Source organism: Coleofasciculus sp. G2-EDA-02 (genome assembly GCF_040226375.1).
Lineage (GTDB): Bacteria > Cyanobacteriota > Cyanobacteriia > Cyanobacteriales > Coleofasciculaceae > Coleofasciculus.
Genome location: NZ_JAVKEW010000176.1, coordinates 31,180 through 41,340, shown reverse-complemented (window position 1 = coordinate 41,340; position 10,161 = coordinate 31,180). Strand labels below are relative to the sequence as shown.

The following is a 10,161-nucleotide window of genomic DNA, read 5'->3' as shown; positions in this document are numbered from 1 at the left end:
GCCCTTCCCAACCCCAATGATAACCCAGATGTAGGGGCTCTTTTAACTGATACCATTTCCCTACAAACCGATAACGTAATTAAACCCGCCCTTCCCAACCCCAATGAAAACCCAGATGTAGGGGCTCTTTTAACTGATACCATTTCGCCACAAACCGATAACGTAACTAAACCCGCCCTTCCAAACCACAAGGGAAACCCAGATGTAGGGGCGGGTTTGACTGATACCATTTCGCCACAAACCGATAACATAACTAAACCCGCCCTTTCCAAAGAACAAGGGATCTCTGATGATTTTCCCGATTTAATTATGATTGATGGCGGTAAAGGACAACTCTCCGCCGTGGTGGCGGTATTGCAGGATATAAACCTATTGGATAAAGTCCGAGTAGTGAGTTTAGCTAAGCAACGGGAGGAAATTTTTCTCCCTGGTGAATCCTTTCCCCTCCCCACAGATGCAGAACAACCGGGGGTGCAATTATTGCGGCGTTTACGAGATGAGGCGCACCGTTTTGCGGTGAGTTTCCATCGACAGCAACGCAGTGATAAATTACGCCGTTCTCGTTTAGATGAAATTCCCGGATTAGGATTTGTGCGCCAAAAACAGCTATTGGCACATTTTCGTTCTATTGATTATATTCGAGAAGCATCGGTACAACAGCTTGCTGAAGTTCCGGGAATTGGTTTGCGTTTAGCCGAAGATATTTATTCCTATTTTCATCCATGAGAAGTAAGTCCCCCACGATTCAACCCTCTGGCGTCTGGCTACTGTGGGCGGTGATTGGGTTAGACATTAGTTTTGGATTGATTTATCTGTGGGGGATTGTGGTGAGGGGAAAGGCGTATCCCCTATTTAATATGGATGGGCAAATGACGATTCCCTCATTAATCCAAGCGCTGCAACTGTTGATGATTGGCTTAATTTCCTTGAGTTTACTGCTATTTCAACGCCACACCTCCCTTCCACCCTCTCCGGTTTTTTGTGGCGCGATCGCGGTATTATTTTCTTATGGGGCGGTGGATGAAGTATTTAAGTTTCACCTCCAGCTTTCGCGTCTACTGAATACGTCAGATCATAAAGATTGGATGCCGATTTATTTGGCGGTTGGGGTGAGTACGCTGGTGATATTTCACCGGGATTTTATCGCAATTTGGCGATTTTACCCCAAAGCTATTGCCTTTGTCGCCTTGGGAATGGGCATATTTTTTCTGGGGGGATTTTGCGGGGAGGTGGTGAAAATAGTGGTTTTTCAGCTTAATCAGGGGGGTTTGATTCCCGTGGTGGTGGAGAAGGTGCGCGTGGCGGTTGAGGAGACATCTGAGTTAGTGGGGGAGAGTCTGACAATTTATGGGTTATACTTGTTTGTGGCTAAGCGATGGGATGTCCTTAGGGCGAAACATTAATCTTAGGAAGCCTAGAACTAAAGTTCTCCTCTTAAAGCTTAAACCCGTTAAAACGAGTTCATACTAAGTTGCATTTAAACGTATAATACCAAATTCGGGTTAGCTACCCCTGTTATAAACCAGTCCGCGCAGGCGGACGAAAGGCAAGTGTAGCAGCGATTTCAATCGCCTCCTCTTGCTAGGGAGTTAACCTCCTCAATGGGTAAACCTAAGGCTTCGGCTATCTGCTCTGCGGTTAATCCCATTGCGAATAATTTGGGAATGGCTTCTCTTCGGGCAATTTCTGCTTGTTCAGCCCGTTGTCTTTCTTGTTCAGCCCGTTGTCTTTCTTGTTCGGCTCTCTCACTTCCAGTCAGGAGTAAATTGCCCTGACTATCCCACCAGCGCAACCAAATTTGAGTTTGATTTTGATAGGTTCCTTGGAGTAATCCTAATTCGATACCTAAAGGTTCAATTGGATAGTGGTTTCGCGAATTAGGAGACATCGGGCGGTAGGAACCATTGATTAGATGATAAACCTCTAAATGGTTCCGATTGATTTCAAAAATACCATAGTAAGGAATCCGGAGAATCTGCTCATAAACCCAAAACTTACCGGGTTTCGTTTTTTTCCCTTGAGATGAGCGGGATAAAGGCGTTTGATCTCGCTCTTCGGAACCATCGCCACTGGCAAATTCTAAAGCAATCATTGGTGCGATAAATTCGTGCCAGATTACGTAAGAACGGCGAATTTGACCGTCTAATTTTGGGGGAACATTAGGCACATAAAACCAATCGGGAGCTTCTGCTCCTTTTTCCGGGGGTTCTGTCTGTCGCCAATAGATGCCACAATCTTGTCCAATGGCATATTGTCCATCGGGATGAATTCTTTCTAGAATAGGTCCGAGGGAGTCGGTGAGAATAAGGCTTTGGGGATGCTCCTGAAAATTCTTCACGAATTCGCCATCTGATTCAGGGAGTTGGGTATGATCCGGGAACGGAGGAGGTAGAACGGTAGGTTCCAGGCTCTGGCTCATGGGAATTGCATCGGCGATCAGATTGCCCTATTATAACGATTATCCGCGATCGGCTAATTCATGAAACCCGCGTCGGCGGGTTTTGTTTGTGTAGCTGCGGTTTCAACCGCCCAATAGTTTCAACCGCCCAATAGTTTCAACTATTACCTTTGTTGCGCCCCACGCATCGATAAACCAATCCGCTTTAACTTCTCATCCACAGACATAACCCGCACATTTACAACTTGTCCCACTTTGACAACTTCTTTGGGATCTTCCACAAATCGATCCGCCAGTTGGGAAATATGCACCAACCCATCCTGATGCACACCAATATCCACAAAAGCACCAAAATTCGCCACATTCGTGACAATTCCTTCTAACTCCATCCCCACTTTCAGGTCAGACATTTCCTTAATTCCTTCCTTAAATGTGGCATATTTAAACTCAGCACGGGGATCGCGTCCGGGTTTTTCTAATTCCCGGATAATATCTTTGAGTGTGGGTAAGCCAACGGTATCCGTGACATATTTCTTTAAATCAATAGACTTGAGCCGATCCGCCGCTTGGGGTATTTGTTTTAAGGGCACCCCAATATCCTTCGCGATCGCTTCCACGACTGGATAACTCTCCGGATGCACGGCGGTATTATCTAACGGGTTATCCCCACCGCGAATTCTCAGGAATCCCGCCGACTGTTCAAAGGCTTTGGGTCCTAATTTCGCTACCTTCAGCAGACGGCGACGATTGGGGAATGCACCATTTTCATTCCGATAGGTAACGATATTTTTAGCAATAGTTGGAGTTAAACCAGAAACAAAGGTTAAAAGTTCTTTTGATGCCGTATTCAGATCCACACCCACATAGTTCACACAACTTTCTACCGTTTCATCCAGCTTCTTTCTCAATAACTTTTGATCCACATCATGCTGGTATTGTCCCACGCCAATAGATTTTGGATCAATTTTCACCAATTCTGCCAAAGGATCTTGTAAACGGCGTCCAATACTAATCGCCCCGCGCACGGTAACATCTTGATCAGGAAATTCTTCTCGCGCCACATCACTCGCCGAATAGACAGACGCACCCGACTCATTCACAATCACGCTAATCGGTTTACGTTCCAGACTTTTAATCACATCCCCAACAAACTCATCGGTTTCACGGGATGCTGTACCATTCCCGATCGCGATTAATTCGATCTGGTATTTTTCAATCAGAGTTTTGAGTACAGTCGCCGATTTTGTGCCTTGTCCAGTATGGGGGAAAATGGTTTGATATTCCATAAACTTCCCCGTTTCATTCAACACCGCCACTTTACACCCGGTTCGCAATCCCGGATCAACCGCTAAGGTGGGTTTCATTCCCGCTGGAGGAGAAAGCAGGAGTTCTCGCAAATTGGTTTCAAAGGTATTAATTGATTCAAAATCAGCATAGGCTTTGCGATCTGTCCGAACTTCCGTAATCAGGGAATTTTTCATCAAACGGTTAAAGCCATCATTAAGCATTTCCCGATAGAAGTTCCGCACCGCCGGAATTTTTGTGCGAATGGTTTGTGATTCTAAATACGATTGGACAAACTCCTGATCAAAATCCAGATTTAGGGTTAAGATTCCCTCACTCTCTCCCCGAAATAATGCCAGCATATTGTGTGGCGCGATATCCTTTGCCTTGATTTGGAAATTGCGGTACATTTCATATTTAGTGCTGCCTTCGGGGTAATCGTCTTTAATCTTGGAGACAAAACGCCCATTTTTCATCAAATAGTCGCGCAAATATGCCCGGAATTCAGCGGTTTCGGCGACTTCTTCGGCGAGGATATCAGACGCCCCTTTTAACGCATCTTCGGCGGTTGTGACATCCTTTTGTTCGGAAATATAATTAGCGGCTTCTGCTTCTAAGGAGACGGGTTTGGCGGTGGGGGTATTCAGGGATTTAATAAATTCAGCCAGAGGTTCCAACCCTTTTTCCCGCGCTACGGTAGCTCTAGTGCGGCGCTTGGGGCGATAAGGGAGGTAAAGGTCTTCTAACTCATTTTTCTGGAAACAGGACTCGATTTTCGCCTTCAGTTCATCCGTCAGTTTCCCTTGAGACGCGATCGCATCCAGAATCGTGGCTTTGCGTGCTTCGAGTTCACTCAGGTAGGCGTAGCGTTCTGCGATCGCGCGAATTTGGACTTCATCCAGAGAACCGGTGCGTTCTTTCCGATAACGGGAAATAAAGGGAATGGTGGCGCCCTCGGCTAAAAGAGACAGGGTATTTTCCACCTGATTGGCGGAGAGGGAAAGCTCTTGTGCTAGGACGGAGGGAATATTCAGCATCGGGTCTTTGTGGGTCTATCCTTTCTAGAATTAGCACAGGATCAAGATTTCGCGATCGCACTAGCTTAATTATTATGCCCTAAATCACCATCCGGTTCAGGTTCGCTATTGGATGACAAAATAATCGGATCTTGACATTGTAATTTGGCTCGACCTGTAACTAATCCTGCCAATTCTTCCAGTAAATCTCGACAACAATTAGTAGGGGCTGTGCCTTTCGCCGCCATCTGCATGATTTCTCCACGAATTAATTCCACTCGGTCATCTTCGGTGAAAAATCCCAACTCTGCTAAACGATGATAGTCCTCAATCGTGAAGCGTTTTGCTGTTGTCGATGTCATAGGTATCCGTGGTATGGCAAAAGGCACAAGGGCAGAAGATGGCAAGGTAAAAGAAAATAAGAGGATGATCATTTCCAGTGTAGCGATCGCGAACTTATCCGTTGACCAAACACACGGCTGGGAAAACAGATTAACTCCAGCCAAATCAGTTTCAGATAAAAAGCCTGTCTGTATTGAGCAAACAGCTTAATTTTCTGCCATAAAAGCAAGAATTGGAGTTTGAGGCGAACAGCTAATTCCCTGGTTAGCATAGCTCTGTTGGTGTTGTAGGGTTAAACAGCCTGGGATTGAAACCCAAGTAACTCAAAGCTCAAGTCAGAATCGAGCTGACTGGATAAGAGTTTTAGTCCATTTTAATGGACTTTAGCTTTTAGCCAAGAACTTGAGTTCTTGGCGGATGCTGGGGTTGACAAAGGTGTATTAACCCAAAACGCCAACCGCCCCACTCGATTCATGCGATAATGCACAGGATACCCGGTGGAATTGCACTTCAAATCATTACCTATGCTCAGACAACTTGGTTTTTGGCTACTCTGGGTTAGCTTTCTCGCTTATGCCGTTCTGCTTGCACCTCCCCCGCAACCCGATACCTTTGACCTGATTACCAATCTTTCCACAGGCAATTGGGACGGGATTAATCCCTTAATTATTGCCCTATTCAACATCATGGGCATACTACCCCTAGCATACGCCTGCTTCGTGTTTATTGATGGACGAGGGCAAAAAATCCCCGCTTGGCTATTTGCTACCGTCTCCTTTGGTGTAGGGGCGTTTGCTTTACTCCCCTATCTCGCCTTACGTCAACCCAATCCCGAATTTCCTGGCTCAAAAAATATCGTCCTGAGTATTCTCGATTCCCGTTGGTTAGGTCTGGCTCTCACCTTCGCCACCTTAGCACTATTAGGATTTGGCATCCTCAACGGCGATTGGGCAAACTTTATCCAGCAATGGCAAACTAGCCGTTTTATCCATGTGATGAGCCTGGACTTTTGCCTATTGTGCTTGCTTTTCCCAGCACTGGTGGGCGATGATATGGCAAGACGCGGCTTAAATAATCCCAGCCTATTTTGGGCAGTCGCACTGGTACCATTAATCGGTTCACTGGTCTATCTGTGTCTGCGTCCTCCTCTTCCAGACACCGAGGAAGCCATGGCAACGGCTTAAAGAAGACAAAACCCTTGATATACCGTAGGGTGGGCATTGCCCACCAGCCTTCCATTCGCTCCCTTACCAACCCCGATTTTCGATCTTGATATACCGTAGGGTGGGCATTGCCCACCAGAATACCAGAAGCGTGCCATTCATCTTAATGGACTTGAGCTAAATCCGTTATAGCGACAGCAATAACTCAAAAGTTGATAAACTTTAACCGATTCTCAGCAAAAACTAATTCAGCCCCAGTTTAATACCCTCAGAGCAAGAATGCTGACAGCATAAATCGTCATCGAGTCACCCATGACGAATGACCAATGACAAATGACCAACAAACACTATGAGTTATCTAGAAACAACCGCAGAATTCTACAGTGAAATCGCCCAAACCCCGCAAGTAGGGTTATGTTGTGTGCAAAGCTCTCCCCTACAACTCCCTGGACTGAAAATTCCCCAGCAAATGCAGGAAATGAACTATGGTTGTGGAACCACCGTTCATCCGGCTGAACTGATTAACGAGCCAACGGTACTCTATGTGGGCGTGGGTGGTGGTTTAGAAGCCCTGCAATTTGCCTATTTTTCCCGACGCCCGGGTCGGGTTATTGCTGTTGATCCCGTCAAGGCGATGCGGGAAGCAGCGACACGTAACCTAGAAAGCGCCGCTCAAGATAATCCTTGGTTTAACCCAAGTTTTATTGACATTCGTGACGGCGATGCCTTTGACCTAGCTGTACCTGATGCTTCCGTTGATGTCGTTGCTCAGAATTGCCTATTTAATATCTTTGAACCCGCTGACTTGACTAAAGCCTTGCAAGAAGCCTATCGGGTGTTAAAAATTGGCGGACGCTTGATTATGAGTGACCCCATCGCCACCCGTCCGATTCCTGAACATTTACGCCAAGATGAACGGTTAAGGGCAATGTGCCTATCGGGGGCATTAACATATAATGAGTATATCCAACATTTGGTTCATGTTGGGTTTGGTCAAGTCGAAATCCGGGCGCGGCGCCCTTATCGACTGCTGGATTGCCAAAGTTATAAATTAGATGAGCCGTTGCTGCTGGAAAGTTTAGATTCTGTGGCATTCAAAGTGCCGATTCCCGAAGATGGCGCTTGTATTTTCACCGGAAAAACGGCTATTTATCAGGGAAGCCAAGACGTTTTTGATGATAACGCGGGTCATGTTCTGCAAAAAGGCGTCCCTGCCTCGGTGTGTGATAAAACAGCCGCTAACCTGGCGATGTCCAAGGATATTCTGATTACTGATTCCACCTGGCATTACACAGGCGGCGGTTGCTGTTAAAGGTGTCGAATTTAGGTGAATCAGGCGCACATTAGTTATTGGTGTCAATGTAGAGACGCGCCATGGCGCGTCTCTACCATAAGATGCGTCCTAACCCCTTTTTCCACGGCGATTGAAATCGCTGCTACACTTGCCTTTCGTCCGCCTGCGCGGACTAGGTTATGTCATCTCCTAGTTTCCATCTGCTTCTAATTTATCCTTTAATTCCTGACACTCTTTCGCTTGCGGTATGCCTAATGCTGTTTTCCCTTGTCCGGTAATGCCAGTAATCAGCAAAATTCGGCAGTTTTCCCGTAGTTTTTCACGCCACTGGGTAATAATTTCAGTTCTGCCAACCCATGTCTCCTGAGAATAAGCCGTAAATGTTATAGGGGGAAAGCTTGACTCAGTGGAGGGGTGAGCATTAGGCGCGACGGGTTGAGTGATTGCACGTTTGTCTAGTTCTAATGTCTCACAAATCTCTTCAAATTTGGAGATAGAAACTGCTTTACTGTTGACGAAATTACTAACTGTGGATAGAGCAATTCCTAGATGTGCGGCTAAGTCTCCCTGAGTCAAGAAGCCTTGACGCTCAAGCGCTAATAATACTGTTGGCTTATTGTCTGGATGAATCTTGACCGAACGGGACATCGCTAATTTCTCGAAATCTATCCAGATTCTAGCAATCTTAATCCTGGGAGATCCCCCCAAACCCCCCTTAAAAAGGGGGGCTTATTGTTCCTGAGTTTTCACGGCACTGCTATGGTTTTGAGGTTTCAGGTTGCTCATAGGGTATGGCGCGTGATTGTGTAGGGGCGGGTTTTACCAATAACATTCCGGCTGAAACCATTAACTGAACTAAACCCGCCCCGACTTTCGTCTGGTCTCCCCCGTGCAACAAAGGCTCCCGCATCCCCTGGTCTCCCCCTTTTTAAGGGGGACGGAAGTCAGATAAAGACACTTCTTTCATCACGTCTGTACCTTGCACCCCAGCTACAATTAAGGGGATGTTTCAAGAAAAGTTGATGCAAGTCACTGCCTCTCCTGCCAATCTGAGCCTGATTACCTCCAGCTTCCATGCTCTATCTGACCCAATTCGGATTAAGCTAGTTGAACTGTTGCGAGAACAGGAACTCTGTGTGTGCGAACTCTGTGAAGTGCTGGAGGTGAGTCAGTCGAAGTTATCGTTTCACTTGAAAACCTTAAAAGAAGCCCGCTTGGTTCGCGCTCGTCAGGAGGGGCGTTGGGTTTATTACAGCCTGAATTTGCCTCAGTTTGTCCTGTTAGAACAATATCTGGCAGAATACCGCCGCTTTAGTCCGATTTTACCGGCTCGTCCTTGTTCGGATAAATCTTAATGCCGATAGAGGTTTTCTAGAATTCCCTTTTCCCCTGCTCCCAGGGCGGGTTTAGTCAAGTTATCGGTGTCTCCAAAACCTTATCGGTAAAACCCGCCCCTACACCTCTGTTTCCCCTGCTCTCCTGCCTTGCCACTCCGGGCAGGAGGGTCTTTTATCAACTTTCTTTGGAGTACATCACCTCTATCCGGAATATAAGGGCTTGACAAATCAAGTTTTTTTGATACGTTAAAAGGAACCCCATAGTTTCCTTCAGGGGTTGAGGTCTATGAACGTTATCCCCAAACCCAAAATCCTGCCACAGACAAAATTGGCGCTAATTGCCACGGCTACAGCACTCCTAGGCGCATGTTCCCAAGTCCAGTCGCAGTCGCCCCAACCGATTGAAATCGATGGTTCGAGTACGGTTTACCCGATTACGAAGACTGTTGCTGAGGCATTTAATGCCACGACAAAAGCGCCCGTTAATGTCAGCGTGGGCTTTTCGGGTACAGGGGGTGGGTTTAAAAAGTTCTGTGCTGGCGAAACCGATATTAATAATGCCTCTCGCCCGATTCAAGCTGACGAGATGGCAGCCTGCAAACAAGCCGGGGTGGCTTATATTGAACTTCCTGTCGCCTTTGATGCGATTACTGTTGTAGTCAATCCCGAAAATGATTGGGTAGAGAGTCTCACGGTGGCAGAATTGCAAAAAATCTGGGAACCCGAAGCTCAACGCCAAATCACTCAATGGAATCAGGTACGGGAGTCTTTTCCCCAGAAACCGTTAACTTTATATGCTCCGGGGACAGATTCTGGCACCTTTGATTACTTTACCGAAGCCATCGTCGGTAAAGCTGGGTCAAGTCGTAGCGATTATACCGCCAGTGAGGATGATGAAATTCTGGCACAGGCGGTGAATCAAGACCCCAATGCGTTGGGCTATTTTGGTTTAGCCTATTACGAAACCAATCAAGATACATTAAAAGCGATCGCGGTTGATAGTGGCAAGGGGGCTGTATTGCCTTCACGTCAAACCGTTGAGGATGCTGAATATCAACCCCTAACTCGACCTTTGTTTATCTACGTTAACGCGGCGGCTGCCCAGAAAAACCCAGCGTTACAAGAATTTGTGGCGTTTTACCTAGAGAACGCCCCACAAATCGTCAGTTCGGTTGGCTATATACCGCTACCGGAAGAGGGTTATCACCTGATTAATGTGCATTTCTTTCAAAACAAAGTAGGTACAGTCTTTGACGGCAAATCTGAATTTAATCTCACCATTGGTGAGTTGTTACGCAAACAGAAAAAGTTTTAACCCTTAGCGGTT

General features: G+C 46.6%; 10 protein-coding genes and 1 pseudogene. 6 read left to right on the top strand and 5 right to left on the bottom strand.

Translation table 11 applies throughout. The features are described 5' to 3' along the window. Window positions 1-726, top strand: a 726-nt coding sequence (locus RLO19_RS21010) for a helix-hairpin-helix domain-containing protein (RefSeq protein WP_446359375.1), incomplete at its 5' end; no start/stop codon positions are given. Further along, window positions 723-1,403, top strand: coding sequence for a hypothetical protein (locus tag RLO19_RS21005; protein WP_446359374.1), 681 nt, complete (start codon window positions 723-725; stop codon window positions 1,401-1,403). The genes RLO19_RS21010 and RLO19_RS21005, both read left to right, overlap by 4 nt. A 161-nt stretch (window positions 1,404-1,564) precedes the next feature. Here RLO19_RS21005 and RLO19_RS21000 read toward each other — a convergent pair whose 3' ends face one another. From RLO19_RS21000 to RLO19_RS20985, 4 genes and pseudogenes are all read right to left on the bottom strand, one after another. After that, entirely contained in the window at window positions 1,565-2,419 is an 855-nt protein-coding gene (locus RLO19_RS21000; RefSeq protein WP_446359373.1) for a Uma2 family endonuclease, read from the bottom strand. 143 nt (window positions 2,420-2,562) lie between these two features. Further along, window positions 2,563-4,719 carry a Tex family protein gene (locus RLO19_RS20995; RefSeq protein WP_446359372.1) on the bottom strand — a complete coding sequence of 719 codons (2,157 nt, stop codon included), beginning with the start codon at window positions 4,717-4,719 and terminating at the stop codon, window positions 2,563-2,565. 89 nt (window positions 4,720-4,808) lie between these two features. Then, a pseudogene (locus RLO19_RS20990) lies at window positions 4,809-5,060 on the bottom strand (Uma2 family endonuclease); the annotation flags it as partial. Between the two features lie 68 nt (window positions 5,061-5,128). Next, window positions 5,129-5,311 carry a hypothetical protein gene (locus tag RLO19_RS20985; protein WP_446359371.1) on the bottom strand — a complete coding sequence of 61 codons (183 nt, stop codon included), beginning with the start codon at window positions 5,309-5,311 and terminating at the stop codon, window positions 5,129-5,131. Between the two features lie 253 nt (window positions 5,312-5,564). On the opposite strand from RLO19_RS20985, the gene RLO19_RS20980 reads away from it, so the two are divergent. Together RLO19_RS20980 and arsM are read left to right on the top strand one after the other, a co-directional pair. After that, window positions 5,565-6,224 (top strand): DUF2834 domain-containing protein, encoded by a 660-nt coding sequence (locus RLO19_RS20980; RefSeq protein WP_446359370.1) that lies wholly within the window; start codon window positions 5,565-5,567, stop codon window positions 6,222-6,224. Between the two features lie 328 nt (window positions 6,225-6,552). Next, window positions 6,553-7,515: an arsenosugar biosynthesis arsenite methyltransferase ArsM gene (arsM, locus tag RLO19_RS20975; RefSeq protein WP_446359369.1), complete on the top strand. Its 963-nt coding sequence runs from the start codon at window positions 6,553-6,555 to the stop codon at window positions 7,513-7,515. A 171-nt stretch (window positions 7,516-7,686) separates the two neighbouring features. Here arsM and RLO19_RS20970 read toward each other — a convergent pair whose 3' ends face one another. Then, entirely contained in the window at window positions 7,687-8,145 is a 459-nt protein-coding gene (locus RLO19_RS20970; protein ID WP_446359368.1) for a helix-turn-helix domain-containing protein, read from the bottom strand. A 374-nt stretch (window positions 8,146-8,519) separates the two neighbouring features. On the opposite strand from RLO19_RS20970, the gene RLO19_RS20965 reads away from it, so the two are divergent. Beyond that, window positions 8,520-8,852 carry an ArsR/SmtB family transcription factor gene (locus RLO19_RS20965; RefSeq protein WP_446359380.1) on the top strand — a complete coding sequence of 111 codons (333 nt, stop codon included), beginning with the start codon at window positions 8,520-8,522 and terminating at the stop codon, window positions 8,850-8,852. 268 nt (window positions 8,853-9,120) lie between these two features. Further along, window positions 9,121-10,149 carry a PstS family phosphate ABC transporter substrate-binding protein gene (locus RLO19_RS20960; RefSeq protein WP_446359367.1) on the top strand — a complete coding sequence of 343 codons (1,029 nt, stop codon included), beginning with the start codon at window positions 9,121-9,123 and terminating at the stop codon, window positions 10,147-10,149. Window positions 10,150-10,161: the final 12 nt, after the last annotated feature.

Bases quoted from the DNA above. Each gene is read 5' to 3' on its own strand.
- RLO19_RS21005 (WP_446359374.1), top strand. From the start codon at position 723: ATGAGAAGTAAGTCCCCCACGATTCAACCCTCTGGCGTCTGGCTACTG.
- RLO19_RS21000 (WP_446359373.1), bottom strand. From the start codon at position 2,419: ATGAGCCAGAGCCTGGAACCTACCGTTCTACCTCCTCCGTTCCCGGAT.
- RLO19_RS20995 (WP_446359372.1), bottom strand. From the start codon at position 4,719: ATGCTGAATATTCCCTCCGTCCTAGCACAAGAGCTTTCCCTCTCCGCC.
- RLO19_RS20985 (WP_446359371.1), bottom strand. From the start codon at position 5,311: ATGCTAACCAGGGAATTAGCTGTTCGCCTCAAACTCCAATTCTTGCTT.
- RLO19_RS20980 (WP_446359370.1), top strand. From the start codon at position 5,565: ATGCTCAGACAACTTGGTTTTTGGCTACTCTGGGTTAGCTTTCTCGCT.
- arsM (WP_446359369.1), top strand. From the start codon at position 6,553: ATGAGTTATCTAGAAACAACCGCAGAATTCTACAGTGAAATCGCCCAA.
- RLO19_RS20970 (WP_446359368.1), bottom strand. From the start codon at position 8,145: ATGTCCCGTTCGGTCAAGATTCATCCAGACAATAAGCCAACAGTATTA.
- RLO19_RS20965 (WP_446359380.1), top strand. From the start codon at position 8,520: ATGCAAGTCACTGCCTCTCCTGCCAATCTGAGCCTGATTACCTCCAGC.
- RLO19_RS20960 (WP_446359367.1), top strand. From the start codon at position 9,121: ATGAACGTTATCCCCAAACCCAAAATCCTGCCACAGACAAAATTGGCG.